The 24,941-nt window shown below is 69.6% G+C and carries 24 protein-coding genes and 1 pseudogene (1 of these 25 only partly in view); 17 read left to right on the top strand and 8 right to left on the bottom strand.

What is annotated here, in order from left to right:
* From RC1_RS17685 to nifV, 5 genes are all read right to left on the bottom strand, one after another.
* Window positions 1-1,184: the 5' portion of an FAD-dependent oxidoreductase gene (locus RC1_RS17685; protein WP_012568819.1), read on the bottom strand. Its footprint begins 118 nt before the window's first position; only the first 1,184 of its 1,302 coding nucleotides appear in the window; it begins with the start codon at window positions 1,182-1,184; the stop codon falls past the left edge of the window.
* A 10-nt stretch (window positions 1,185-1,194) separates the two neighbouring features.
* Window positions 1,195-2,307, bottom strand: coding sequence for an electron transfer flavoprotein subunit alpha/FixB family protein (locus RC1_RS17680; protein WP_012568818.1), 1,113 nt, complete (start codon window positions 2,305-2,307; stop codon window positions 1,195-1,197).
* Between the two features lie 68 nt (window positions 2,308-2,375).
* Window positions 2,376-3,227: an electron transfer flavoprotein subunit beta/FixA family protein gene (locus tag RC1_RS17675; RefSeq protein WP_012568817.1), complete on the bottom strand. Its 852-nt coding sequence runs from the start codon at window positions 3,225-3,227 to the stop codon at window positions 2,376-2,378.
* A 3-nt stretch (window positions 3,228-3,230) separates the two neighbouring features.
* Complete coding sequence (gene nifW, locus RC1_RS17670) at window positions 3,231-3,548, bottom strand: nitrogenase stabilizing/protective protein NifW (RefSeq protein WP_012568816.1); 318 nt, start codon at window positions 3,546-3,548, stop codon at window positions 3,231-3,233.
* Complete coding sequence (gene nifV, locus RC1_RS17665; protein WP_012568815.1) at window positions 3,539-4,741, bottom strand: homocitrate synthase; 1,203 nt, start codon at window positions 4,739-4,741, stop codon at window positions 3,539-3,541. The genes nifW and nifV overlap by 10 nt, the downstream gene beginning before the upstream one ends.
* A gap of 307 nt (window positions 4,742-5,048) precedes the next feature.
* Here nifV and RC1_RS17660 point away from each other — a divergent pair, with 307 nt between their 5' ends.
* From RC1_RS17660 to RC1_RS17630, 7 genes are all read left to right on the top strand, one after another.
* Window positions 5,049-5,495, top strand: a complete 447-nt coding sequence (locus tag RC1_RS17660; RefSeq protein WP_148213497.1) for a hypothetical protein — start codon at window positions 5,049-5,051, stop codon at window positions 5,493-5,495.
* A 200-nt stretch (window positions 5,496-5,695) separates the two neighbouring features.
* Entirely contained in the window at window positions 5,696-7,369 is a 1,674-nt protein-coding gene (gene nifA, locus RC1_RS17655) for a nif-specific transcriptional activator NifA (RefSeq protein ID WP_012568813.1), read from the top strand.
* A gap of 191 nt (window positions 7,370-7,560) precedes the next feature.
* Window positions 7,561-9,039, top strand: a complete 1,479-nt coding sequence (nifB, locus tag RC1_RS17650) for a nitrogenase cofactor biosynthesis protein NifB (protein ID WP_012568812.1) — start codon at window positions 7,561-7,563, stop codon at window positions 9,037-9,039.
* Between the two features lie 37 nt (window positions 9,040-9,076).
* On the top strand, window positions 9,077-9,271 hold the full coding sequence (locus RC1_RS17645; protein ID WP_012568811.1) for a 4Fe-4S binding protein: 195 nt from the start codon (window positions 9,077-9,079) through the stop codon (window positions 9,269-9,271).
* Window positions 9,272-9,327: 56 nt separating this feature from the next.
* Entirely contained in the window at window positions 9,328-9,618 is a 291-nt protein-coding gene (locus RC1_RS17640) for a nitrogen fixation protein NifZ (RefSeq protein ID WP_012568810.1), read from the top strand.
* Entirely contained in the window at window positions 9,615-9,824 is a 210-nt protein-coding gene (gene nifT / locus RC1_RS17635) for a putative nitrogen fixation protein NifT (protein WP_012568809.1), read from the top strand. Before RC1_RS17640 ends, nifT begins: the two co-directional genes overlap by 4 nt.
* Window positions 9,825-9,863: 39 nt before the next feature.
* Complete coding sequence (locus RC1_RS17630; RefSeq protein WP_012568808.1) at window positions 9,864-10,700, top strand: SIR2 family NAD-dependent protein deacylase; 837 nt, start codon at window positions 9,864-9,866, stop codon at window positions 10,698-10,700.
* 77 nt (window positions 10,701-10,777) lie between these two features.
* Here RC1_RS17630 and RC1_RS21600 read toward each other — a convergent pair whose 3' ends face one another.
* A complete protein-coding gene (locus RC1_RS21600; RefSeq protein WP_012568807.1) occupies window positions 10,778-10,987 on the bottom strand; it encodes a TOBE domain-containing protein in 210 nt (69 codons plus the stop codon).
* Between the two features lie 226 nt (window positions 10,988-11,213).
* Here RC1_RS21600 and RC1_RS21895 point away from each other — a divergent pair, with 226 nt between their 5' ends.
* The 10 genes and pseudogenes from RC1_RS21895 to RC1_RS20985 form a co-directional block, all read left to right on the top strand.
* Window positions 11,214-11,822, top strand: a complete 609-nt coding sequence (locus RC1_RS21895) for a DUF2478 domain-containing protein (RefSeq protein ID WP_012568806.1) — start codon at window positions 11,214-11,216, stop codon at window positions 11,820-11,822.
* A 303-nt stretch (window positions 11,823-12,125) separates the two neighbouring features.
* Window positions 12,126-13,025 (top strand): nitrogenase iron protein, encoded by a 900-nt coding sequence (nifH, locus tag RC1_RS17615; protein WP_012568805.1) that lies wholly within the window; start codon window positions 12,126-12,128, stop codon window positions 13,023-13,025.
* 68 nt (window positions 13,026-13,093) lie between these two features.
* Window positions 13,094-14,602, top strand: coding sequence for a nitrogenase molybdenum-iron protein alpha chain (nifD, locus tag RC1_RS17610; RefSeq protein WP_012568804.1), 1,509 nt, complete (start codon window positions 13,094-13,096; stop codon window positions 14,600-14,602).
* Between the two features lie 42 nt (window positions 14,603-14,644).
* Window positions 14,645-16,183 (top strand): nitrogenase molybdenum-iron protein subunit beta, encoded by a 1,539-nt coding sequence (gene nifK / locus RC1_RS17605; protein WP_012568803.1) that lies wholly within the window; start codon window positions 14,645-14,647, stop codon window positions 16,181-16,183.
* A gap of 224 nt (window positions 16,184-16,407) precedes the next feature.
* Window positions 16,408-19,182 carry a bifunctional nitrogenase iron-molybdenum cofactor biosynthesis protein NifEN gene (locus RC1_RS21000; RefSeq protein ID WP_012568802.1) on the top strand — a complete coding sequence of 925 codons (2,775 nt, stop codon included), beginning with the start codon at window positions 16,408-16,410 and terminating at the stop codon, window positions 19,180-19,182.
* Complete coding sequence (gene nifX, locus RC1_RS17595) at window positions 19,154-19,639, top strand: nitrogen fixation protein NifX (RefSeq protein ID WP_012568801.1); 486 nt, start codon at window positions 19,154-19,156, stop codon at window positions 19,637-19,639. Before RC1_RS21000 ends, nifX begins: the two co-directional genes overlap by 29 nt.
* 3 nt (window positions 19,640-19,642) lie before the next feature.
* Entirely contained in the window at window positions 19,643-20,155 is a 513-nt protein-coding gene (locus tag RC1_RS17590; protein ID WP_012568800.1) for a NifX-associated nitrogen fixation protein, read from the top strand.
* 31 nt (window positions 20,156-20,186) lie between these two features.
* On the top strand, window positions 20,187-20,360 hold the full coding sequence (locus RC1_RS20995; RefSeq protein ID WP_012568799.1) for a CCE_0567 family metalloprotein: 174 nt from the start codon (window positions 20,187-20,189) through the stop codon (window positions 20,358-20,360).
* Between the two features lie 68 nt (window positions 20,361-20,428).
* Window positions 20,429-21,495, top strand: a protein-coding gene (locus tag RC1_RS20990; protein ID WP_085978985.1) for an IS630 family transposase whose coding sequence is annotated in 2 segments (ribosomal slippage) — window positions 20,429-20,914 and window positions 20,917-21,495 — 1,065 coding nt in all. Because the reading frame shifts where the segments join, the coding sequence is not laid out codon by codon here.
* A 197-nt stretch (window positions 21,496-21,692) separates the two neighbouring features.
* A pseudogene (locus RC1_RS20985) lies at window positions 21,693-21,803 on the top strand (transposase); the annotation flags it as partial.
* Between the two features lie 45 nt (window positions 21,804-21,848).
* On the opposite strand, the gene RC1_RS17575 reads toward RC1_RS20985, so the two are convergent.
* The gene (locus tag RC1_RS17575; protein ID WP_012565724.1) at window positions 21,849-22,970 is read right to left on the bottom strand and encodes an ISAs1 family transposase; all 1,122 of its coding nucleotides are present in this window, start codon (window positions 22,968-22,970) and stop codon (window positions 21,849-21,851) included.
* A gap of 172 nt (window positions 22,971-23,142) precedes the next feature.
* Complete coding sequence (locus RC1_RS17570; RefSeq protein ID WP_041786853.1) at window positions 23,143-24,849, bottom strand: long-chain-fatty-acid--CoA ligase; 1,707 nt, start codon at window positions 24,847-24,849, stop codon at window positions 23,143-23,145.
* Window positions 24,850-24,941 lie beyond the last annotated feature (92 nt).

Raw genomic sequence — 24,941 nt, 5'->3', positions numbered from 1 at the left:
CGCAGCAGCTTCTGCGCGGCGCTGGAGATCAGGTGCGGATAGGTGGTGAAGAACTGTTTATTGGTATGCAGGGTCTCGGGCAGGTTCCTGTACTTCTTCAGGTCCTGCATGACGAAGCTCCTGTCCAGCTCGTCCTTGTAGCGTTTCAGGTTCTCCGCCACGTTGGGCAGGCCCATCCGCCGGTTGTGGATCACCGTCTCCGCCGCCAGCCGGCCGGTCGTCATGGCGAGGTTGGACCCCTCGCGGTGGGCGGCGTTCACGAAGGAGCCGGCGTCGCCCACGATCAGCCAGCCGTCCCCGTAGAGCTGCGGGATCGCCTTGTAGCCGCCTTCCGGGATCAGGTGGGCGGCGTACTCCTTCACCTCCGCCCCCTCGATCAGCGGATGGACGGAGCTGTGCCGCTTGAAGCGGTCCAGCAGCTCGTAGGGCTTCGTCTTCGTCTCCCCGAAGTCGGAGACGAGGCAGCCGATGCCGACCGACAGGCTCTCCTTGTTGGTGTAGATGAAGGCCGTGCCGACCATCCCCTCGGTGATGGTGCCGGTGGCCTCGATCACCACCCCCTCATCCTCCTTCAGGTTGAAGCGGGCCTCGATCGTCTCCTGCGGCAGGAAGTGCATCTCCTTCACCGCCAGCGCCACATGCTCCGCCTTCGGCCGGGTGCGCAGGCCGGCGCGGGTGCCCAGCAGGCCGTTCACGCCTTCCGCCAGGATCACGATGTCGGCGGTGACGACGCCGTTCTCCCGGTCCGTGACTACGCCCTCGACCCGGCCGTTCTCGCCGCGCAGCAGCGCCGTCACCGTTGTTTCGCAGATCACCAGCGCGCCCGCGGCCTGCACCTGCCGGCTGAACCACTTGTCGAACTGGGCGCGGATGATGGTGTAGCGGTTCGGCTTCTCCTCATTGAAGCTGCTGGAGCGGTAGTGCGCCCCGGCATGGCCGTCCTGGTCCATCATCCAGATCCGCTGCTCGACGACGTGCCGCTCCAGGGGCGCGTCCTCGCGGAAGGTGGGGATGATGCGCTCCAGCGCGTCGGCGTAGAGGATGGCCCCCTGCACGTTCTTCGAGCCGGGATACTCGCCCCGCTCGATCTGCAGGACCTTCAGCCCGGCCTTGGCCAGGGTATAGGCGGCGGCGTTGCCGGACGGACCGGCGCCGACGACGATGGCATGGAAATGCTCGCGCATGGGGTCCTCCTCAGCCGGCCAGGCGGGTGAACGACAGCCGCCGCGTGAAGGCGCGGGTCAGCGCCGGCAGGATCTGCACGGCGTCCGCCACGATGCCGACATGGGCGAAATCGTAGATCGGGGCGTTCGGGTCGGTGTTGATGGCGACGATCAGGTCCGCCCCCTCCACCCCGACACGGTGCTGGATGGCGCCGGAGATGCCGGCCGCGATGTAGACCCGGGGCCGGATCGTCTTGCCGGTCTGCCCGATCTGGCGGTCCGCCGGTATCCAGCCCTTCTGCACCAGCGGGCGGGAGCCGCCGTATTCGGCGCCCAGGGTGGCGGCGAGCTGCTTCACGAGCTGGAAGTTCTCCTGCTGCTGCAGGCCCAGGCCGCCGGCGACGACGACATCGGCATAGGCGAGCTGGGACTTGGCCGTCAGCGCGTCGGGCACGAAGTCCAGGACCTTGGTGACGATGTCCTCCTCCGCGAACTGGACGGTGTGCAGCACGATGCGGCCGACCGGCGTCTCCACCCGCGGCGGCAGGGCGAAGACCCGCGGCCGCACGGTCGCCATCTGCGGCCGGAAGTTCAGGGTGTAGATGGTGCAGAGGAGCGAACCGCCGAAGGTCGGCCGCGTCGCCGCCAGACTGCCGTCCTGGTCCACCGCCAGCTCCGTGCAGTCGGCCGTCAGGCCGGTCAGCAGGGTGGTGGCGACGGCCCCGGCCAGATCGCGGCCCAGGGTCGTGGCCCCCAGCAGCAGGATCTCCGGCTTGTAGCTCTCGCAGATGTCGGTCAGGGCGCGGGCATAGGCCTCCGTCCGGTACTGCGCCAGCACCGGATGTTCGGCCAGATAGACCAGATCGGCGCCGTAGCAGAAGGCCTCTCCGGCGGCGCGGCGGGTCGCCTCCGTCGGCGGACCCATGACCACGCCGGCCAGATCCACGCCCAGCCTGTCGGCCAGCTTGCGGCCTTCGCCCAGCAGCTCCCAGGAGACGGGGTGGACCTCGCCCCGTTCCAGCTCCACCACCACCCAGACATGGCGGTGGTTGCGGAAGCGTTCGGGCAGTTCCTTCTTCATGCTGGCGCGGCCGCCGGCCTGGGGCGATGCGGGGGCTGGTGCGGGGGTCGGCGGGGTGGACATCGGTTCGGTCCTCCTCTGGCCCGGGGTCACGGGCGCGGCGCAACGGGCGCGGGGATCAGGCGACGGGGTCAGGCAACGGCGGAACGGCGGTGCAGTTCGTCCTCAAGCCCGGGGGAGCGGTCCAGGATCAGCTCCAGCACCTCTTCCGCGATCTCGTCGGGGTTGCGGCCGGCGACGGCGATCTGCGCCGCCTTCTCCGCCCGCGCCTGGGGCGCGAAGACCCGCTTCACGACGGTGGGGGAGCCGCGCAGGCCGCAGTTCATCACGTCCTGGATGCCGGCGTCCTTGGCGCTCCAGGTGGTGATCTCGGCACGGGCGGCGCGCAGCATGTCGGCAAGGCTGCCGCGGCGCAGCGGCGCCGTTCCCTCCAGCATGGTGATCAGGCAGGGCAGGGCGGTCCGCAGCACCTGCACGCCGCCCTCGGCCCGGCGCTCCACCGTGATGGTGCGGGCCTGCCGGTCCACCTCGCAGACCTTGGCGACATAGGTGAGCTGCTGCAGTCCCAGCCGGGTGGCGATGCCCGGCCCGACCTGGGCCGTATCGCCGTCGATCGTCTGCTTGCCGCAGAAGACCATGTCCACCGGCTCGCTCTCCCCGATCTTCCGGATCGCCTGGGACAGGGCGAAGCTGGTCGCCAGCGTGTCGGACCCGGCGAAGAAGCGGTCGGTGAGCAGCACCGCGGCGTCGGCCCCGGCGCCCAGGGCGCGGCGCAGGCTGTCGGATGCCATCGGCGGCCCCATGGTCATCACGGTGACCTTGCCGCCGAACTCGTCGCGCAGGCGCAGCGCCTGCTCCAGGGCGAACAGGTCATAGGGGTTGATGATCGTCGGCACCCCCTGCCGCATGATCGTGTTGGTCACCGGATGCACGCGGATCTGCGCGCTGTCGGGCACCTGCTTGATGCAGACCACCAGATGCATGGCTCACCTGCGGAGGCTGGAGAGGGGGACGAAGGACCGGCCGCGTGGATGCCGGGCCGTCTTCAGGACCTGGAAGACGCGGGCGTCGATCGGACGGGTCCGGGTGAATTCTGCGTAGGCCGCTTCCAGCGCCGACCGTGCCAGAGCACGCACGGCCCCGTCGGGAAGGGCGGCCAGATCGGTGCCGGACAGGCGCTCCCCCATCCGGCGCAGGATGTGCAGCCGCGCCACCCGCAGCACCGCCGGATCGTAGGGCACGGCCAGCACCTCGAAGAACTCCTCGGCCGCGGACAGCCGCATCAGGGTGTCGATCAGGCGCATCGCGCGGTCTCCCCTTCGGCGGCTTCGACGCTGGCGCAGAACCGGGTCAGGTCGGCCACGGACGGGGCCCGCTTCGTCTCCGCGCTGAAGGCCCGGACCATGCCGGCGACCTCCCGCGCCCGCGACGGGTCCAGCGGCAGCCCCAGCCCGGCGCAGGCGGCCTCCACCGAGCGGGCGCCGGAATGCTTGCCCAGGGTCAGCTCGTGGCGGCGGCCGACCAGGGCCGGTGCCAGCGCCTCATAAGTGCGCGGGTCCTTCAGCAGCCCGTCGGCATGGATGCCGGATTCATGGCGGAAGGCGGCGGCGCCGACGATGCTCTTGCCCGCCGGGATCGGCCGGCCCGAGGCGCCGGCCACCAGCGCGGCCAGCCGGGGCAGGGCCGTCAGGTCCAGCCCGGTGTCGCGCCCGTGCAGGGTGGCGAGCGCCACCGCCACCTCCTCCAGCGGTGCGTTGCCGGCGCGCTCGCCCAGCCCGACCACGGTGGTGGAGACATGGCTGGCGCCGCCCAGCACGGCCGCGAGCGTGTTGGCCGTCGCCAGCCCCAGATCGTCGTGGGCATGGATCTCCAGATCCAGCGTCGTGCCGGCGCGCAGCCGGCGGAACAGATCCAGCGTCCCGAAGGGCTCCAGCGCGCCGACCGTGTCCGCGATGCGGAAGCGGACGGCCCCCGCCGCCTCTGCCGCTGCGATGCAGTCCAGCAGGAACGCCGGATCGCTGCGGGAGGCGTCCTCACCCCCGACCGAGACGGCGAAGCCGGCGGCAGTCGCCGCACCGACGACACGGCCGATCTCGGCCAGTGCCCAGTCCCGGCTGCGGCCCAGCTTGTGCGAGAGCTGGATATCGGAGACGGGAACCGCCAGATGCAGCCGCGTGACGCCGGTCCGCGCCGCGGCCTCGACATCGCCCAGGTGCAGCCGTCCCCAGGCGGTGACGGTAAGCGGCAGGCCGGCCTCGACGATGGCGCGCAGGGCGTCGATCTCGTGCGGGCCGCTGGCGGGGATGCCGGCCTCGATCTCCGGCACGCCGGCGGCGGCCAGGGCCTTGGCGATGGCCAGTTTCTCGGCACGGGTGAAGGCGACGCCGGCCGCCTGTTCCCCGTCGCGCAGGGTGGTGTCGTGGACGAGCACCCGCGGCGGGGGGAGGGGACCGCCCGTGCCGGCCGGCTGCGCCGCGCTCTGCCTGGACACCACCATGCTGTGCCACTCCCTGACCCGACGCCCCGGAACGGGGGCCGCGGGAGGGGATTGGCAAGGGGCGTGCCACTCCGTAACCCTTTGAAAAAACTCAGACGGGACCTGTCGTGAATGCGACAAAGCGGGCCGGCGGCGCCCTTGTCGCATTCACGACAAGGGCCGGACCGGATGTGTGCTGCCCTTGTCGCGTGCCGGCTGTTAGAGTGATTCGCGTGTCGGTCGGCACCCGCGGCCGGGACCGGAAACCGGCGGCACCGACCATCGAAACGACGGGCAAGGGCGAAACGACGGGCAAGGGGAGGCGGTGGTGAGGAACGACGACACGGGCGGGAACGACAGCGGCCGTAGTGACCGGACCGGGCAGACAGGCCATGGTGCGCCGTCCCGGCCCCTGACCGGGTGGGACGATCTCGGCGTGATCCTCCTGCGCGCCACCGCCCATGCCAGCGATGACGGTCAGGCGATCCGGCTGGAGGCGGCGTGGCCCGGCGGGCCGGCCGTCTCCGCCCTGGGCGACACGCCGGCCTCGGCCATGGAGGCATTCCGCGTCGAACTGGAGTCGGTGGCCGGGCGCCGGCTGCCGGGCGGGAGCTGGCTGGCCGTCCCGGGTACCGAGGCCGGGCAGGAGGGCAATCCCGACCGGCCGCTGGACCGCTGGTTCGTGCTGCTGCCCATGGATCGCCTCGGCGTCGGGCTCAATGTCCTGGACGAGCTGAACCACGGCGCCACCGAGCCCGTGCCCGGCAGCGGCTGAGCGGCCCGGCGCCCCCTCTGTCGCCCGGTCAGTCCGAATCGGATAGGGCAGGCATCTTGACTTTGCCGATCCGCGATGCGCACGCTTGTGTCCGGGAAACGATACGAAACGCCCGGCTGCGGAAACGGGCGGCACGGACAGGGACGGGGGCGCCGTAGTTTCGGGGTGGCGTGATGACCTCAGGTCAGGCAGGTCCCGCGATGGAGCCATCGGAGGTTGCCCGGCGCCAGAACAAGCGCGATGTCCGGGCGCTCACGGGCCTTTATGAGATTTCCAAGATCCTCAGCTCCTCGCTGAACATGGAAGCGGCGTGCCGGGACGTGCTGCGCATCCTGTTCTGGTTCCTGGAGTTCCGCTTCGGCGCGGTGATCCTGCGCCAGGACCTGGGGGATTACCGGGTGGCCGCGGGCATCTGCAGCGAGGGCCGGACCAACCTGGAGCCACCGCGGGAGGTGCTGGACGCCGTCGTCGCCCACGGCATGCCGCTGGTCATCGCCGACATCCTGAACGATCCCCTGTTCGACGGTCTGGTTCCGTCCGGGACGGCCGGGCAGGTCGCCCTGGTCGCCGCCCCCATCCGCGGCAACGGCGCCGTGCTGGGCGTGCTGGCCGCGGAGCGGGAGACGCACGGCGCCGCCCGGCTGGACGAGGATACCCGCTTTCTTTCCATGGTCGCCAATCTGGTGGGACAGAGCGTCGTCCTGCACCAGAAGGTGGCCGAGGACCGCGAGCGGCTGCTGGCCGAGCAGTGGCGGCTCCAGAAGGAACTGGAGGAGCAGAGCCGGCGCCCGCTGCCGCTGTCGTCCAGCCCCACGCTGAACGGGATCATCGGGTCCGCCCCGGCGATCCGGGCCGTGATGGACCGGCTGCCGCCGATCGCCGCGTCGTCGGCGCCGGTGCTGCTGCGCGGCGAGAGCGGCACCGGCAAGGAGATCTTCGCCCGCGCCATCCACGAACTGTCGCCCCGCGCCAAGGCGTCGTTCATCCGCGTGAACTGCGCCGCCCTGTCGGAGACGCTGCTGGAATCGGAGCTGTTCGGGCATGAGAAGGGCGCTTTCACCGGCGCCCTGGAACGGCGCAAGGGCCGTTTCGAGCTGGCCGACGGCGGCACCCTGTTCCTGGACGAGATCGGGGAGATTTCCCCCGCCTTCCAGGCGAAGCTGCTGCGTGTCCTGCAGGAAGGCGAGCTGGAGCGGGTCGGCGGCAGCCAGACAATCCGGGTCAACACCCGCATCATCGCCGCGACCAACCGCGACCTGGAGTCGGATGTCCGCTCCGGCAGGTTCCGCGCCGATCTCTACTACCGCATCGCCGTGGTGCCGGTGCTGCTGCCGCCGCTGCGCGAGCGCCGGTCGGACATCCCGGCCCTGGCCCAGGCCTTCCTGAAGCGGTTCAACGCCGACAACGGCCGCAACCTGAGCTTCGCCCCCGCCGCCCTGTCCGTCCTTCAGGGATGCTACTTCCCGGGCAACGTGCGCGAGCTTGAGAACTGCGTGAAGCGGGCGGCGACGCTGGCCCGCGGCTCCGTCATCACGGCCCCCGAACTGACCTGCCAGCACGAATCCTGCCTGTCCGCCCAGCTTCTGCCGTCGCGGGAGATGAAGGCGGCCCCGGCCCAGGGCTTCACGCCCCTGGCCGATGTGAAGCTGGCGCCGCCGCGTCCCCGGCCGGCCTCGCCGCCCCCGCCGCCGCCCGCCCCCGCTCCGCACGCCGGCCATGGCAGCCTGACGGACGAGAGCGAGAAGGAACGGCTGATCCAGGCCATGGAGACGGCCGGCTGGGTGCAGGCGAAGGCGGCCCGCATCCTGGGGCTGACGCCGCGGCAGATCGGCTACGCCCTGCGCAAGCACGGGATCGAGGTGCAGCGATTCTGAGCGCGCTGCCGCCCGGCGGCGCTGTCCGGCGGCCTGTCGGCTTCCCCACATCGGCTGTGTCGCATCCCCGACAAACGTCCGCCGCATCGCCGGCGGGACCGGCCGGAAGCCCTGCATTTCCTGGATTCCCCGCAACTGGCACCGGGCTTGCTCAGGGGTGATGACCCGCTCCTCAGCCCGGAGGTCCGACCATGGCCCAGGTGATCCCGCTCGACAGTCTGCTGACGGGCAAGGCGGCGGCCCCGGTTCCGGCCTCGGCCCCGAAAGCGGGATGCTCCGCCGGCACCTGCGGCTCCGCCGCCGGGGCGGCCAGCCTGCCGCCGGACGTCTGGGCCAAGGTGAAGGACCATCCCTGCTACTCGGAAGAGGCGCACCATTACTTCGCCCGCATGCATGTCGCGGTGGCGCCGGCCTGCAACATCCAGTGCAACTACTGCAACCGGAAGTTCGACTGCGCCAATGAGAGCCGGCCGGGCGTCGTCTCCGAACGGCTGACGCCGGAGGAGGGCGCGCGCAAGGTGCTGGCCGTCGCCGCCTCGGTGCCGCAGCTCTCCGTGCTGGGCATCGCGGGGCCGGGGGACGCCTGCTACGACTGGGCCAGGACCCGCGCCACCTTCGCGCTGGTGGCGCGCCGGCTGCCGGACATCCGGCTCTGCCTCTCCACCAACGGCCTCGCCCTGCCCGAGCTGGTGGACGAGATCGTGGACATGAACATCGACCATGTGACCGTGACCATCAACATGGTCGATCCCGAGGTCGGCGAGCGCATCTACCCCTGGATCTACCACGGCCACCGCCGCTGGACCGGCCGCGACGCCTCGCGCCTCCTGCACGAACGCCAGATGGAGGGGCTGGAGCGCCTGACCGCGCGCGGCGTGCTGGTCAAGGTCAACTCCGTCATGATCCCCGGGATCAACGACGCGCACCTGGAGGAGGTGAACCGCCAGGTCACGGCGCGCGGCGCCTTCCTGCACAACATCATGCCGCTGATCTCCGACCCGGCGCACGGCACGGCCTTCGGTCTCGCCGGCCAGCGCGGCCCCACGGCGCGCGAACTGTCGGCGTTGCAGGACCGGCTGGAAGGCGGGGCGAAGCTGATGCGCCACTGCCGCCAGTGCCGCGCCGACGCGGTCGGCCTGCTGGGGGAGGACCGCGGCCAGGAGTTCACCCTGGACAGGCTGGGCGACCCGGTCCAGGAGCCCGTCCTGGACGACGGGAGCGCCCGCGCCGAATACCGCGCCTGGGTGGCGGCGGAACGGGCGGACCGCGCCGCGGCGGCGGCGGAGGCCGTCACCGCCCTGGCCGACACGCCGGCCCTGCTGGTCGCGGTGGCGACCAAGGGCGGCGGGCGGGTGAACCAGCATTTCGGCCATGCCCGCGAATTCCAGATCTTCGAGGCGCGCGGTGGGCGCATCGCCTTCGCCGGCCTGCGCCGCCTGGACGACACCTACTGCAAGGGCGGCCAGGGCGACGAGGACGGGCTGGAGGGCCTGCTCGCAGCACTGGACGGCATCGCCCTCGTCCTCTGCGCCCGGATCGGCGACTGCCCGCGCCAGCGCCTTGCCGCGGCCGGCATCGAGGTCAGCGACGCCCACGCCTACGACTACATCGAAACGGCCATCGCCGCCGCCCTGGGCGGGCGCGCAGGGGCGACGGCCGTCACCGCCTGAATCCCCCGACCCCTCTTCCAGCGAAGGAGCCTTTGCCATGGCCTACAAGATCATCGTCTCGCAGTGTACGGCCTGCGGCGCCTGCGAATTCGAATGCCCCAACGGGGCCATCGCCATGAAGGGCGACGCCTACATCATCAACGCCACCAAGTGCACCGAATGCCAGGGCAGCTTCGACCGGCCCCAGTGCGCCGAGGTCTGCCCGGTGCCGAAGACCTGCGTCCCGGCCTGATCCCCGCCCGCCGGCGCCCCCCGCCGGCGGGCTCCGTTACCCCGCAGGAGAAGCCCATGCGCAGGGAAACCGTCAACGAACTGGCGGGGCCGCCCGTCTTCCGGCCCGGCCAGAAGGTCGTCGCCCGCTACCGGGTGAAGAACGACGGCACCTTTCCCGGCCGCGACATCGGCGACGTGCTGGTGCTGAAGGGCGACCTCGGCTATGTGCGCGACGTCGGCACCTTCCTCCAGCAGTTCTACGTCTATGCCGTGGAATGGGTGGACCGGGGCGTCGTCGTCGGGATGCGCGGCAAGGAACTGCTCCGTCCCGAGGAGACTGCCGCGGCGCCGGGAGGCCGGCCATGAAGGTGATGGTCAGGCGGACCGCCAAGGGACCCTCGATCTACGTCCCCAAGAAGGACCTGGAACAGCCGGTCGTGGAGATGGAACACCCCGCCCTCTGGGGCGGCTGGGTCCGTCTGAAGAACGGCTGGGTGCTGGACCTGCCGGAGATGGCGGCGGACACGCGCCTGCCGGTGACCGTGGAGGCCCGCCGCCGCGGCGAGGAGTGAGCACCCCTTGTCCCAGTCCCCTGGCTCAGGAGAAGGTCCATGCCGATGCTGCCGCAGATCGCCGACGGACTTGCCGAAGGCCGGCTGGTCCCGTTCCTGGGGCCGGGCGTGCTGTCGCTCGACGGACCCGGCCCGGTGCCGGACAGCCCGCAGGCCCTGGCGGCGTTCTTCGCGGCCAGGGTCGCCCTGCCCAGGCGGGTGCGGGGCAATGTCTGGGCCACGGCGCAGTACATCGAGGGGGCACGCCACCGCCAGACCGTCCGTGCGCTGATGCGCGAGGCCTTCGCCCCGCCGCTGCGTCCCAACGCGCTGCACCGGCTGGTGGCGCGGGCGCGGCCGCCTCTGGTCGTCTCCGCCTGGTATGACCGGACGCTGGAGACGGCGCTGGCCGGATCGGTGGGGTGGGGCAGCGTGGCCGGGACCAGCCGCCACGGCGTCGGCCCGGCCGGCTGCCCGAGCTGGTGGTGGAAGACCCGCGACGCTGCCGGCCGGGCCGTGCCGGACGAGGTGTCGGACACCTGGTCCACCCTGGTCTACCGGCCGCACGGCGCGGTCGAGCCCGATGCCGACATGCTCGTGTCGGATTCCGACTATGTCGAGGTCCTGACGGAGATCGACATCCAGACGCCGATCCCCCCCATGGTGAAGGAGCGGCGGACGGGGCGCGGCTTCCTGTTCCTGGGCTGCCGCTTCGACGACCAGATGCTGCGCATCTTCGCCCGGCAGATCATGAAGCGGTCGCAGGGCCCGCACTACGCCGTGCTGGACGGCGCGCCGACCCGCAACGAGGCGCGCTTCCTGACGGAGCAGGGGATCACCCGGATCGACGCGCCGCTGGCCGATCTCGTCCCCGTGCTGGCGGGGGAACGGGTGTGATGGCGCCGCCGCAAGATCCAGGGGCGGGCACGCCACCAGGGGCGGTCAGGCCAGGGCGACCGGACCGCCCCCGGCCGTCACTCCATCCCGACCAGCACGTCGGATGCCTTGATGATCGCCGTCGCCTTGCGGCCCACGGCGATGCCCAGTTCCTCCGCGGCCTCGTTCGTGATGGCGGCGGTGATGATCATGCCGGCCGCCACCTCGATCTTCACGTGGCTGGTGGTGGCGCCGCGGGTCACGGCGACGACGGTTCCGGGCATCTGGTTGCGGGCGGACAGTCTCATGGCGGTCTGGTCTCCCGTCAGGGGCGAGGGCAGGGACATTGGCAGCGAGGATGCCACGGGCAGCCGGGGCTGCGCCTGCCAGCATGCAACCGACGGGATGCCCTGGCAAGTCCGCGGTCGCTCCGGTCGCGGGGCAGTTTCCCACCGTATCAAGGGGTTGCCCGGAAATGAGGCAGCCGCGACAGTCAACCCCGGACCCCGTCCGCAGGCAGCAGGGAGAGCCGACATGGCCGTGACCGAACTGGACGACACCGACTTCTTCAATCCCTGGGCGCTGGCCGCCATCGTCTATGACAGCGGCGTCAACGTCGATCTGCTGATGGGCCAGTTCGCGGCTGAACTGTCCGCCGCCGGAGAGCGCATCGGCGGTGTCGTGCAGCTTCCACCGGGGCCGGAGGGGTGCGGCCCGCGCGCCCTGATGCAGGTGCTGGACGTCGGCAGCAACGAAGTGATCCGCATCTGTCAGGATCTCGGTCCCGGGGCCAGCAGTTGCCGGCTCGACCCCGCACGCCTGCTGGCGGCATCCCTGCGGGTCCGGATGGCGACACTGGCCGCGCCCGATCTGGTCTTCGTCTCCCGCTTCGGCAAGCAGGAGGCGTCGGGCGGTGGCCTGCGCGACGAGATCGCCCGGGCGGTGATGGCCGGGGTGCCCGTCCTGACGGCGGTGAAGCGCAGCACGGTGGAAGCCTGGATGGCCTTCTCCGGCGGCCGCGGCACCCTGCTCTATCCCCGCCTCTCCGTCCTGCATGACTGGTGGCAGGACGGGCGCCGGCGGCGCCGGCTGCCGCCGCTCGCCGCCCTGGCGCGCGAACCCTGGCAGGGCCTCAACGCCTGATCCCTGACTCCGGTCTTTGACCCGTTCCGTTCCCCTGTCCCCCTCGACACGCCGGCGCCCTCCAGCGCCGGCGTTTTCTTTGCGGCGGAGGGGCGCCGAATGTCCGACGTTTGTCGCGTTTGCGACAACGGCCCGACAGCCGCCATCGGTCCGCGCCACTTTCTATAAGCAATTGAAAAACAAGTACTATATCGGGTTGGTCCGGGGCCGGACCCGCTTGGCATGGCGGTTGCTCTTCCAGGGTCCGTGCCGCCGATGGCGCGGCCCGCATGACGGTATGCGACACCAGACAGGAGCGCTCCCATGGCCCGCAACAAGCTCCGCCAGATCGCCTTCTACGGCAAGGGCGGCATCGGCAAGTCCACCACCTCGCAGAACACGCTCGCCGCCCTGGTCGAGATGGGCCAGAAGATCCTGATCGTCGGCTGCGACCCCAAGGCCGACAGCACGCGCCTGATCCTGAACACCAAGCTCCAGGACACCGTGCTCCACCTCGCCGCCCAGGCCGGCTCGGTCGAGGACCTGGAGCTGGAGGACGTGCTGAAGGTCGGCTACAAGGGCATCAAGTGCACCGAGTCCGGCGGTCCCGAGCCGGGCGTGGGCTGCGCCGGCCGCGGCGTCATCACGGCCATCAACTTCCTGGAGGAGAACGGCGCCTACGACGACGTGGACTATGTGTCCTACGACGTGCTGGGCGACGTGGTCTGCGGCGGCTTCGCCATGCCGATCCGCGAGAACAAGGCCCAGGAAATCTACATCGTCATGTCCGGCGAGATGATGGCGCTCTATGCCGCCAACAACATCGCCAAGGGCATCCTGAAGTACGCCCACAGCGGCGGCGTGCGCCTGGGCGGGCTGATCTGCAACGAGCGCAAGACCGACAAGGAGCTGGAGCTGGCCGAGGCGCTGGCCGCGCGGCTGGGCTGCAAGCTGATCCACTTCGTGCCGCGTGACAACATCGTGCAGCACGCCGAGCTGCGCCGCCAGACGGTCATCCAGTACGCCCCGGACAGCAAGCAGGCCGCGGAGTACCGCGAGCTGGCCCGCAAGATCCACGAGAATTCCGGCAAGGGCGTCATCCCCACCCCCATCACCATGGAGGAGCTGGAGGACATGCTGATCGAGTTCGGCATCATGAAGACCGAAGAGCAGCAGCTCGCCGAACTCCAGGCCAAGGAAGCCGCCACCGCCGTCGCCGGCTGATCCCGGACGGACCGGCGCGGGCCTTCCGGCCGCCCGGGCCCCTGTCCCCCGACCAAGGAGCCCCACCCATGGAAACCACGTTGCCGAGCGGCCGGGAAGACGGTCAGGCCGAGGCCGAGTTCAACACGAGACTGATCGAGGACGTCCTCGCCCGCTATCCCGAGAAGTCGGCCAAGCGCCGGCGCAAGCATCTGGCCGTCGCCGCACCGGGCGAGGAGGCGGCGGATACCGACCAGCCGGTGACCGAGTGCGACGTCAAGTCGAACATCAAGTCGATCCCCGGCGTCATGACCATCCGCGGCTGCGCCTATGCCGGCTCCAAGGGCGTGGTCTGGGGGCCGGTGAAGGACATGGTCCACATCAGCCACGGCCCCGTCGGCTGCGGCCACTACAGCTGGAGCCAGCGGCGCAACTACTATACCGGGACGACCGGGGTGGACAGCTTCGTCACGATGCAGTTCACCTCGGACTTCCAGGAGAAGGACATCGTCTTCGGCGGCGACAAGAAGCTGGAGAAGCTGATCGACGAGATCGTGGACCTGTTCCCGCTCGCCAACGGCATCTCCATCCAGTCGGAATGCCCGATCGGCCTGATCGGCGACGACATCGAGGCCGTCGCCAAGAAGAAGAACAAGGAGCACGGCAAGACCATCGTGCCCGTGCGCTGCGAGGGGTTCCGCGGCGTCTCCCAGTCGCTCGGCCACCACATCGCCAACGACGTGATCCGCGACTGGGTGCTGGACAAGAAGGAGATCGCGTTCGAGGCCGGTCCCAACGACGTCAACATCATCGGCGACTACAACATCGGCGGCGATGCCTGGGCCTCGCGCATCCTGCTTGAAGAGATGGGCCTGCGGGTCATCGGTGCCTGGTCCGGCGATGCCACCCTGGCCGAGATCGAGCGGGCGCCCAAGGCCCGGCTGAACCTGATCCACTGCTACCGGTCGATGAACTACATCTGCCGGCACATGGAGGAGAAGCACGGCATCCCCTGGGAGGAATACAACTTCTTCGGCCCGACCCAGATCGAGCAGAGCCTGCGCACCATCGCCCGCCACTTCGGGCCGGAGATCATCGACCGCTGCGAGGCGGTGATTGCGAAGTACCGGCCGCTGGTCGATGCCGTGATCGCCAAGTACCGGCCCCGGCTGGAGGGCAAGACGGTCATGCTCTATGTCGGCGGCCTGCGTCCCCGCCACGTCATCACGGCCTACGAGGATCTGGGCATGGAGATCGTCGGCACGGGCTACGAGTTCGCCCACAGCGACGACTACCAGCGCACCGGCCACTACGTGAAGAACGGCACGCTGATCTACGACGACGTGACCGGCTACGAACTGGAGAAGTTCATCGAGGGCGTCCGCCCCGATCTGGTCGGCTCCGGCATCAAGGAGAAGTACCCGGTCCAGAAGATGGGCATCCCGTTCCGGCAGATGCACTCCTGGGACTATTCGGGCCCGTATCACGGCTATGACGGCTTCGCCATCTTCGCCCGCGACATGGACCTCGCCATCAACAATCCCGTCTGGGGCCTCTTCAAGGCGCCCTGGGACGTCATGCCGGCCGCTGCCGAGTGACGCGCCCCGAGACGGCCTGCCATACGAGAGGAGGCAACGACGATGCCCCAGTCCGCTGAGACGGTGCTCGACTACGCCCGGCTGTTCCGCGAGCCCGAATATCAGGAGATGTTCGCCCGCAAGAAGGCCGAGTTCGAGTGCGGCCATCCCGACCAGAAGGTCGTGCAGATCGGCGAATGGACGAAGTCCTGGGAATACCGGGAGAAGAACCTCGCCCGCCAGGCCCTGAGCATCAACCCGGTCAAGGCCTGCCAGCCGCTGGGCGCGGTGTTCGCCGCCGCCGGGTTCGAGGGCACGCTGTCCTTCGTCCATGGCTCGCAGGGCTGCGTCGCCTACTACCGCTCGCACCTGTCCCGCCACTTCAAGGAGCCGTGCTCGGCCGTCTCCTCGTCGATGACGGAGGATGCCGCGGTGTTCGGCGGCCTGAACAACATGATCGACGGGCTGGCGAACGCCTATGCGCTCTACGCGCCGAAGATGATCGCCGTGTCCACGACCTGCATGGCCGAGGTCATCGGCGACGATCTCCAGGCCTTCATCACGAACGCCAAGGTCAAGGGCTCCGTGCCCCAGGACTTCGACGTGCCCTACGCCCATACCCCCGCCTTCGTCGGCAGCCATGTCGATGGCTACGACGTCATGGTGAAGGGCATCCTGGAGAATTTCTGGAAGGACCGGGAGCACGTCCACACCGACCGCATCAACATCATCCCCGGCTTCGACGGCTTCTGCGTCGGCAACATCCGCGAGCTGAAGCGGATGCTGGGGCTGATGGGGGTGAAGGCGACGGTCCTGGCCGACACCTCCGACCAGTTCGACACGCCCTCGGACGGCGAGTTCCGCATGTTCGCCGGCGGCACGAAGCTGGAGGACGTGCGGGCGGCGCTGAACGCCAAGGCCACCCTGTCGCTTCAGGAATACTGCACGCGCAAGACGCTGGAGTATGTGGAGGGCAAGGGCCAGCAGGTGAAGGCGTTCCACTACCCGCTGGGCGTCTCCGCCACCGACGAGTTCCTGATGGAGGTGGCGCGGCTGGCCGGCAAGGGCATCCCCGAGCAGCTCCGGCTGGAGCGCGGCCGGCTGGTGGACGCCATCGCCGACAGCCAGTCCTACCTGCACGGCAAGCGGTACGCGATCTTCGGCGATCCGGACTTCGTCTACGCCATGGCCCGCTTCGTCCTGGAGACGGGCGGCGAGCCGGTCCACTGCCTTGCCACCAACGGCAACAAGGCGTGGGAGGAGCAGATGCACACCCTGCTGGCCTCGTCGCCCTACGGCAAGGGCTGCAACGTCTGGGCCGGCAAGGACCTCTGGCACCTGCGCTCGTTCCTGTTCACGGAGAAGGTCGATCTGATGATCGGCAGCTCCTACGGCAAGTATCTGGAGCGGGACACGGGCACGCCGCTGATCCGGCTGACCTTCCCGATCTTCGACCGGCACCACCACCACCGCTTCCCGATCATGGGCTATCAGGGCGGCCTGTCGGTGCTGGTGAAGATCCTGGACCGGATCTTCGAGACGCTGGACGCCGAGTCCAGCGAGACGGGCACGACGGACTACGCCTTCGACCTGACGCGATAGGCGTCTTTCCAGCCCGTCTGGAAAGACGCAGGGCTGCGACCGCAGCCCCGCCCCGCAAGGGGCGCAAGCCAAGCCGCCGGAGGTGGCCCGGCGACTGAGGAGCACGAAACACGCGGAGCGTTTCCCGCCGGTTCTGGAAATGCTCCGCGTGCCGCATGACGCAGGCCGGGCGCCCTGGCGCCACCCGGCCTGCCGGTCCTTCCCCGCGCCCGCCGGAGGCCCCCATGTCGCTTGCCGACAAACTGGCCGATGTCTTCAACGAACCCGCCTGCGACCGGAACCGGGCGAAGGATGCCGCGGTTCGGCGCAAGGGCTGCGGCAAGCCGTTGACGCCGGGGGCCGCCGCCGGTGGCTGCGCCTTCGACGGCGCCAAGATCGTGTTGCAGCCGATCACGGACGCCGCCCATCTGGTCCACGGGCCGCTGGCCTGCGAAGGCAACGGCTGGGACAACCGGGGCTCGCTCTCCTCCGGGCCGACGCTCTACCGCACCGGCTTCACGACCGACCTCTCCGAACTCGACATCATCATGGGCAGCGGGGAGAAACGGCTGTTCAAGGCGATCCGCGAGATCGCCGAGGCGCACCGCCCCGCCGCCGTCTTCGTCTACCAGACCTGCGTGCCGGCCCTGACCGGCGACGATGTGGAGGCGGTCTGCAAGGCGGCGGCCGACCGCTTCGGCCTGCCGGTGATCCCCGTCAACGTGCCGGGCTTCGTCGGCTCCAAGAACCTGGGCAACAAGCTGGCGGGGGAGACCCTGCTGGATCACGTCATCGGGACGATGGAGCCGGAGGTCACCACCCCGACCGACATCAACATCATCGGCGACTTCAACCTGGCCGGGGAGCTGTGGCAGGTGGAGCCGCTGTTCCGCCGCCTGGGCATCCGCATCCTGGCCCGGATGACGGGCGACGCGCGCTATGCCGAGATCGCCGGCGCCCACCGGGCGCGGCTGAACCTGATGATCTGCTCCATGGCGCTGATCAACGTGGCGCGCAAGATGGAGGAGCGCTGGGGCATCCCCTATGCCGAGGTCTCCTTCTACGGCATCGAGGACACCTCGGCCGCCCTGCGCACCTGCGCCCGCCTGCTGGTGGAGCGCGGTGCGCCGCCCGACCTGATCGGGCGGACCGAGGCCCTGATCGCGGAGGAGGAGGCGAAGGCCCGCGCCGCCATCGCCGTCTTCCGCCCGGCGGTGGAGGGGCGGCGGGTCCTGCTCTACACCGGCGGGGTGAAGTCCTGGTCCGTCGTCTCCGCCCTTCAGGAACTGGGGATGGTCGTGACCGGCACCTCCGTGCGCAAGAGCACGGAGGAGGACAAGGCCCGCATCCAGGAGATCATGGGCGAGGATGCCCACACCTTCGAGGCCATCCCGCCGAAGGAGATGTACCGCATGCTCAGGGAGAGCGAGGCGGACATCATGCTGTCGGGCGGGCGCAGCCAGTTCGTGGCGCTGAAATCCAGGACGCCCTGGCTGGACATCAACCAGGAGCGCCACCGCCCCTATGCCGGCTATGCGGGGCTGGTCGAGCTGGTGCGCGATCTCGCCACCGAGCTGGGCAACCCCGTCTGGGCCGAGGTGCGGGCGCCCGCCCCGTGGGAGCCCGGCTCCGGGGCGGAGCCGGCCGAGGCCCCCGGCACGACGCCGGTCCGGCTGCCGACGGCCGCGCACAGCCGCAACCCGCTGAAATCCTCTCAGCCGCTGGGGGCGGCGCTGGCCTTCATGGGGCTGGACCGGACAATGCCGCTGCTGCACGGCAGCCAGGGCTGCACCAGCTTCGCGCTGGTGCTGGCGGTCCGGCACTTCCGCGAGAACATCCCGCTTCAGACGACGGCGATGAACGAGGTGACGACGATCCTCGGCGGCGCCGACAATCTGGAGCAGGCGATCCACAATCTGCGGGACCGCGCGAAGCCGCGCGTCATCGGCATCGCCACCACGGCGCTGATGGAGACGCGCGGCGAGGACATCGCAGGCGACCTGCGGCTGATCCGGCAGCGCCGGCCGGAGTTCGCCGACACCCGGATCTGCCTTGTCTCCACCCCCGACTATGACGGCGCCATCGAGACGGGCTGGGGCAGGGCCGTCCACGCGATGGTGGAGGAGATGGTGCCGGCGGGGGCACCGGGGGCGGTCAATGCGCGGCAGGTCAACATCCTGCCCGGCTCCCACCTGACCGCCGCCGACATCGACGAACTGCGCGACATGGTGGCGGCCTTCGGGCTGGTCCCGGTCGTGGTGCCGGACATCGGGGGGTCGCTGGACGGCCACATCCCCGAGAGCTGGTCCGGGTCCACCAACGGCGGGGCGACGGTGGAGGATGTGACGGGCCTTGCCCGCGGCCGGCTGACCCTTGCCGTGGGCGAGCAGATGCGCGCCGCGGCCGAGGCGCTGGAGCGGCGGGCCGGCGTGCCCTTCCGCCTGCTGCCCTCGCTGACCGGCCTCCGGGCCACCGACCGGCTGGTGCGCGCCCTGCTGGAGCTTGCCGGCGGGGAGGTGCCGCCGGCGCTGAAGCGGCAGCGCAGCCAGCTCCAGGACGCGCTGCTGGACGGGCATTTCTATCTGGAGGGGCGGCGCGTCGCCGTGGCCGGCGATCCGGACCTGCTCTACGCCCTGTCCGGGCTGTTCCGCAGCCTGGGGGCGGAGATCAGCGTCGCCGTCGCCTCCACCGACCGCTCGCCGCTGCTGGCCCGCATCGAGGCGCCGACCGTGCATGTCGGCGACCTGGGCCTGTGCGAGACGCTGATGCGGGAGGCCGGTGCCGACCTGCTGGTCACCACGGCGCACGGGCGGCAGGCGGCGGAGCGGCTGGGCATCCCGCTGCTGCGCGCCGGCTTCCCCGTCTTCGACCGGCTGGGGCCGGCGCATCTCCGCCGCGTCGGCTACCGCGGCACCCGCGATCTGGTCTTCGAGGCGGCGAACCTGCTGCTCGACGCCCGGTCCCACCACCACGACACAAAGGGAGGCGGCCATGACGGCGCGTCGGTTGGCGCTCATTGAGGCGGACGACAGCTCGGCCCCCGCCGGCCGCGCGCCGGCGGCGGGGACGCTGCGCGTCGCCATCGCCACCCAGGACATGAAGTTCCTGAACGCCCATTTCGGCTCGGCCCGGACCTTCGCCATCTACGACGTGACGGCGGACAGCCGCCGCTTCGTGGAGGCGGTCGGCTTTTCCGACACCGCCGACGAGAGCGGCAGCCACCGCACCGACGGCGACGACCGGATCGGTCCCAAGGTGGCGGCGCTCCAGGGCTGCCACCTGCTGTTCGTGCTCGCCATCGGCGGGCCGGCGGCGGCCAAGGTCGTGGCGGCACGGATGCACCCCTTGAAGCTGCCGGCGCCGGAACCGATCGACGGCGTGCTGGCGCGGGTCCAGGCCATGCTGTCGGGCAATCCGCCGCCCTGGCTGCGCAAGATCCTGCACGCGGACCGGCCGCGCGACTTCACGGAGGACTGAGGCATGACCGACGCCCCGACGTACACCGCCTCGACGTACACCGCCCCGGCGGACACCGCCCAGACGGACACTGCCCCGACCGCCGTGGACAGCCCCTTCCTGACCGTGCTGGTCCGCCTGCTGCGGGCGGAGGACAGCCACGGGGCCTGGGAGCGCCGGTCCGATGCCGATCTTCTGGCCGACTACATCGTCACCCGCGAGGAGCGCCGGCTGATCCCCCTCATCGGCGATCCCGACCCCGATACGCTCTGGCGGGTGGAGAAGTTCTACGGTGCCGTCGGGCTGCGGATCGAACAGCTCACCGGGCAGGTCGCCTCCCCCATGATGAAGATGCACCATGAGGGCTTCGGCCGCGTGGTGCTGCTGGCGGGGCGGCTGGTCGTCCTCTCCCGCCACCTGCGCGATGTCCACCGCTACGGCCATGACAGCCTCGCCCGGCTGGAGGAGGCGGGGGAGACGGCCGCGCAGGAGGCCGCCGCCCTGATCCGCCGCTTCCCCGAGGTGGCGGACGCCTGATCCGCCGCCCCAACCAGTCCAGGAACCGACCATGAGCGACATCGATACCCTGAAGGCGGAGGTCAAGGCGCTGAACGCCCGCGCCACCCGCCTGAAGATGGACCTGCACGACCTGTCCGAGGACCTGCCGGTCGGCTGGGAGCGCATCCCGGTCGTGGCGGCCGAGTGCCACGCCGCCTATGATACCGGCGAGCGGAGCCGCTGACACACTGAGAGGGATTCCCAAGGCTGGCAATCCGTGATTCGATTCCCCATCGCGATGGGGAGGAGCGAATGCCAGCGGCGTTGCCGATCCGGGAAGACCTGAGCGCCAGCGAATTGCGTGCCCTGGCGCGGCGGGAGAGCAAAGGGCGGGTGGCGGCGCGGATGTTCGCGATCGCCCATGCCTTGGAGGGGGTGAGCCGGGCGGAAGCGGCGCGGCTGGCCGGCATGGACCGCCAAGCCCTGCGCGACGCGGTTGTGCGCTACAACGCGGAAGGCGTAGCCGGGCTCTACGACCGCCCGCTGCCCGGCCGGCCGGAGTGGCTGAGCGAAGGCGAGCAGGCGACGCTCAAGGCCATCATCCTCGCCGGCCCCGATCCCAAGCGGCATGGCTGCGTGGAATGGACCCTGCCGATCCTGTGCGAGGTGATCGCCGAACGCTTCGCCAAGACGCTGCATCCGGCCAGCCTGTCGCGCATCGTCCGCCGGCTCAACCTGTCGAAGCAGAAGACGCGGCCCCGCCATCCGCAGTCCGACGCCAAGACCCAGGCCGCCTTCCAAAAAAGGGGCTGCGCGAAGCCCTGAAGGCCGCAGGTGCCGCGCATCCGGAGCGTCGCCTTCAACTCTGGTTCCAGGACGAAGCCCGCATCGGCCAGAAGGGCCGCACCGCACACCGCTGGTGGGAGCGCGGGCAGCGCCCACTCGGGTTGTGCGACAAGCGTTTCACCTCGGCCTGGCTCTACGCCGCCGTCTGCCCAGCCAGCGGCGCCGACTTCGCGCTGGTGATGCCGACCGTCTCCACTGCCGTCATGAGCCTGTTCCTGGACGGCTTCTCCCGGAGCCTGGAACCGGACGTCCAGGCGGTGCTCGTGCTCGATCAGGCCGGCTGGCACGGAGCGCGGGCGCTGGTCGTCCCGGACAACATCACGCTGGTCCCGCTCCCGCCCTACAGCCCCGAACTCAACCCGGTCGAGCGCGTCTGGCTGTACCTGCGCGAGCGCTTTCTGTCCCACCAGATCCTGGACGACTACGACGCCGTCGTCCAAGCCTGCTGCGACGCCTGGAACGCCCTCACCGCCACACCAGAACGTCTACGCTCCCTCACCAGCTATCCGTGGCTCCCATGTGTCAATGCTTAGGCGCGGCGGTATAACAGGCTGCTGAAGAACCTCTTGGCCCCGTCTGACTACGCGTGATTCTCTCAGCCGGCGAGAATGCAGGCATAGGTGTCGGGATGCGTGGACGTCGGCCGGACCAGGACGGGATGTTCAGCTCCTGACGTGCCCCCTGAAATGCATCCGGGCTGAGGTAGAGTCCTCCACGAGGAGGACGGACCATCAGGAATAGCCGGTTCCATGCGGAGCAGATCAGCGGGGTTCTGACGGAGCAGGAGGCTGGGCAGCAGGCGGCGGAGGTGTGCCGACGGCACGGGATCAACCCGGCGACCTTGCTTCATATGGACGGTCAAGGACGGCGGGATGCACGTTCACGGCTATCGCATTTGCCCGAGGATGGTTCGGGCATAGTCGTCGGACCATCCGGCGCGTTTTCTGCGGAGGCGGATGGAATCCTGGTTGTTGGCGGAGCGGACGACGTTGAGTGCGAGTTTTCGGAGTGTGGCGAGGTTTTCCGGGCCATGGTCCTTGCGGTTACGGGCGCGGTCTTCGTCGAAGGAGGTGTCGAGCACCCAATGGACGGCGGCCTCGATGCTCCAGTGGGCGCGGACGGCGCGGGCGAGCGTCTTGGGCTCCAGCGCGGCGGAGGAGAGATAGAGGGTTCGGGTGGCGGTAGTGCGGCCGTCGGGGCTCGTGACCGTGCGTTCGACCAGGCCCAGGATCTTCAGGCCCGGCAGTACGGCCTCGTCGGGGAAACGTCGGTCGGAGGCGAGCCAGGCCACGTCGTGGCTTACCCAGTGGCGGCGCACCTCGATACGACCGTGGTCGGCATCGGTGGTGACATGGGGCACGGCCAGAACCGTTGCCGGGTCCGCGAAGTAGCGCTCAACCTCGGCCCGTAGCGCAGGGCGGTTGTCTTTCAGCGGAAAAAGCCAGTCGCCGCCCCGCTCCAGGATGGTCTGCGCCGTCCGCTCCTGCGCGTGCAGAGCGTCACCGGTTACCAGCACACCCTTGAGATCGAACAGTTCCAGCAACGCCCGCGCCGCCACGATCTCGTTCTCGCCCGCGGCCACCGCCCGCTGCCCCACGATCATCCGCGCGCCGGACGCAAACGCGCTCACCACATGTAGAGCCGAACGCCCCGCCGCCCGGTCGAAGGAGCGCCGTAGCGTCTTGCCGTCAATGGCCAGGACCCCGGCCCCATCCTCCCCCAGATGATCAAGGAACTGCTGGAAACAGCGGGAAAACGCCACCGGGTCCAGAAGCCGGAATACCCGTGAAAACGTGTCGTGGCTGGGCAGCCCGCCGGGAAGCTCGAGGAACTCCTCGAACAAGGCCCGCCGGTCCCGCGCGAAGGTCGCAAAGTCCACGCAGCTTTCCGCCCCGCAGATCGACGCCGTCAACGCAATCGTCAGAACATCCAGAAGAGCGTGACGCCGCGCATTCCCTGTCCGCGGATCGGGAAGACCTTGAAACGAAATCCGAAAAATTCCAGCCATCGACCCCTCCCATAAATCAGGGCCGACATACAGAATCCATTTCCCAACACCGCGCTACAAAACTTTCCCTAATGCGATTCCCGTGGATGCACGTTGGGGGCCACGCCCCCAACCAAAAACCCGCGGGAGGGCTGCTCCCGCGGGTTCTTCTCTCGTCCGGCAGGGCGCCTTGTCAGCCGGCGGCCTTGCCCTGGGCTTCCATCTCGTCCAGCAGCGCCTTGCGGGAGAGCTTGCCGATCATGGTCTTGGGCAGTTCCTCGCGGAATTCCACCTGCTTGGGCATCTCGATGGGGCTGAGCTTGTCCTTCAGGAACGCCTTCAGCTCCTCCGGCGTCATCTGCTGCCCCTCGCCCAGGCGGATATAGGCCTTCACGGTCTGGCCGCGGTAGGGGTCGGGCACGCCCAGGACGATGCATTCATGCACCGCCGGGTGCAGGTAGATCGCCTCTTCCACGTTGCGCGGATAGACGTTGTAGCCGCCGGCCAGGATCATGTCCTTGATGCGGTCCACGATGTAGGTGTAGCCGCGCTCGTCCATGTAGCCGACGTCGCCGGTGTGCAGACGGCCGTCCACGATGGTGTTCGCCGTCTCGTCCGGGCGCTTCCAGTAGCCCTTCATCACCTGCGGGCCGCGGATGCAGACCTCGCCCCGCTCGCCCAGGGCCACGGGCCGGGAGCGGTCCTCCAGGCTCATGATCTCGATGACGGTGCCGGGCAGCGGCATGCCGATGGAGCCGGGGACGCTGGCGTCGGGCGGATTGATGGTGGCGACGGGCGAGCTTTCGGAGAGGCCGTAGCCCTCCACCAGCTTGCAGCCCGCGATCTCCTCGAACTTCGCCTTCACCTCCACGGGCAGCGGCGCGCCGCCGGAGTTGCACAGCTTGATCGAGGAGAGGTCGTACTTCTCGCGGTGCTTGTGGTTGTTGATCGCCGTATAGATCGTCGGCACCGCGGGGAACAGGGTAGGCTTCTTCCTGTCGATCGTCTCCAGCACCTGGTCCAGATCGAAGCGCGGCAGCAGGACGATCTCCCCCCCCTTGTAGATGGTGAGGTTCATCACGCAGGTCATGGCGAAGACATGGAACAGCGGCAGCACGCCCAGCATGCGCTCCGCCCCGTCCACGGCTTCCGGGAACCACAGCGCCGCCTGCACCGTGTTGGCGTAGATGTTGGCGTGCGTCAGCATCGCCCCCTTCGGCACGCCGGTGGTGCCGCCGGTGTACTGCAGGACGGCCACGTCCTCCACCGGGTCGATGGCGACGGGGGTGAAGCGCCCGTCGTTGGCGGTCAGCTCGCGGAAGCGGACATGGTGCGCATCGTGCGGGATGAGGGCCAGATCCTGGCGGCGGACGAAGGGGAACAGCCAGTTCTTCGGGAACGGCAGCACGTCCGCCATGGGGCAGACGACGATCTTCTCCAGCCGCGTCTCCACCAGCATGCGTGCCAGCTTGGTGTAGGTCGCCTTGACGTCCAGCGTCACCATGATGGTGGCTTCGCTGTCGTCGATCTGCTTGGCGATCTCGCGCTCGGCATAGAGCGGGTTGAAGTTGACGACGGTGCCCCCGGCCTTCAGCACGCCGAAATAGGCGATCACGAAATAGGGGGTGTTGGGCAGGAACAGGCCGACGGTACGGCCCTTGCGCACGCCCAGGCCCTGCAGGCCCTTGGCGAAGCGGTCGACCAGCGCGGAAACCTGACGGTAGGTGTAGCGCTTGCCCAGGAATTCGAGGAAGGGCTTGTCGCCGTAGCGGGCCACGGCATCGTCGAACAGCGCGATCAGCGACCGCTTGGGGATGTCGGCATGCCAGTCCACCCCCTGGGGATAGTGCCGTTCCCATACATGGTCGGTCTGCTGCATGCTGGCGGCCGCATCGGCCATCTTGGTCACTCCCACTCCCGGAGACGCCGCTTCCTTCAGAAGCGCGGCTTGATCCCTATATCTGCAAGTCCGCTAACCATCTCAAGAAAATA

Origin of the sequence: Rhodospirillum centenum SW (genome assembly GCF_000016185.1) — a bacterium.
Taxonomy (GTDB): domain Bacteria; phylum Pseudomonadota; class Alphaproteobacteria; order Azospirillales; family Azospirillaceae; genus Rhodocista; species Rhodocista centena.
The sequence above is the reverse complement of the archived record's forward strand: the minus strand, read 5'-3'. Positions and strand labels throughout refer to the sequence as shown.

Bases quoted from the DNA above. Each gene is read 5' to 3' on its own strand.
- RC1_RS17680 (WP_012568818.1), bottom strand. From the start codon at position 2,307: ATGTCCACCCCGCCGACCCCCGCACCAGCCCCCGCATCGCCCCAGGCC.
- RC1_RS17675 (WP_012568817.1), bottom strand. From the start codon at position 3,227: ATGCATCTGGTGGTCTGCATCAAGCAGGTGCCCGACAGCGCGCAGATC.
- nifW (WP_012568816.1), bottom strand. From the start codon at position 3,548: ATGCGCCTGATCGACACCCTGATGCGGCTGTCCGCGGCCGAGGAGTTC.
- nifV (WP_012568815.1), bottom strand. From the start codon at position 4,741: ATGGTGGTGTCCAGGCAGAGCGCGGCGCAGCCGGCCGGCACGGGCGGT.
- nifA (WP_012568813.1), top strand. From the start codon at position 5,696: ATGGAGCCATCGGAGGTTGCCCGGCGCCAGAACAAGCGCGATGTCCGG.
- nifB (WP_012568812.1), top strand. From the start codon at position 7,561: ATGGCCCAGGTGATCCCGCTCGACAGTCTGCTGACGGGCAAGGCGGCG.
- RC1_RS17645 (WP_012568811.1), top strand. From the start codon at position 9,077: ATGGCCTACAAGATCATCGTCTCGCAGTGTACGGCCTGCGGCGCCTGC.
- RC1_RS17640 (WP_012568810.1), top strand. From the start codon at position 9,328: ATGCGCAGGGAAACCGTCAACGAACTGGCGGGGCCGCCCGTCTTCCGG.
- nifT (WP_012568809.1), top strand. From the start codon at position 9,615: ATGAAGGTGATGGTCAGGCGGACCGCCAAGGGACCCTCGATCTACGTC.
- RC1_RS17630 (WP_012568808.1), top strand. From the start codon at position 9,864: ATGCCGATGCTGCCGCAGATCGCCGACGGACTTGCCGAAGGCCGGCTG.
- RC1_RS21600 (WP_012568807.1), bottom strand. From the start codon at position 10,987: ATGAGACTGTCCGCCCGCAACCAGATGCCCGGAACCGTCGTCGCCGTG.
- RC1_RS21895 (WP_012568806.1), top strand. From the start codon at position 11,214: ATGGCCGTGACCGAACTGGACGACACCGACTTCTTCAATCCCTGGGCG.
- nifH (WP_012568805.1), top strand. From the start codon at position 12,126: ATGGCCCGCAACAAGCTCCGCCAGATCGCCTTCTACGGCAAGGGCGGC.
- nifD (WP_012568804.1), top strand. From the start codon at position 13,094: ATGGAAACCACGTTGCCGAGCGGCCGGGAAGACGGTCAGGCCGAGGCC.
- nifK (WP_012568803.1), top strand. From the start codon at position 14,645: ATGCCCCAGTCCGCTGAGACGGTGCTCGACTACGCCCGGCTGTTCCGC.
- RC1_RS21000 (WP_012568802.1), top strand. From the start codon at position 16,408: ATGTCGCTTGCCGACAAACTGGCCGATGTCTTCAACGAACCCGCCTGC.
- nifX (WP_012568801.1), top strand. From the start codon at position 19,154: ATGACGGCGCGTCGGTTGGCGCTCATTGAGGCGGACGACAGCTCGGCC.
- RC1_RS17590 (WP_012568800.1), top strand. From the start codon at position 19,643: ATGACCGACGCCCCGACGTACACCGCCTCGACGTACACCGCCCCGGCG.
- RC1_RS20995 (WP_012568799.1), top strand. From the start codon at position 20,187: ATGAGCGACATCGATACCCTGAAGGCGGAGGTCAAGGCGCTGAACGCC.
- RC1_RS17575 (WP_012565724.1), bottom strand. From the start codon at position 22,970: ATGGCTGGAATTTTTCGGATTTCGTTTCAAGGTCTTCCCGATCCGCGG.
- RC1_RS17570 (WP_041786853.1), bottom strand. From the start codon at position 24,849: ATGGCCGATGCGGCCGCCAGCATGCAGCAGACCGACCATGTATGGGAA.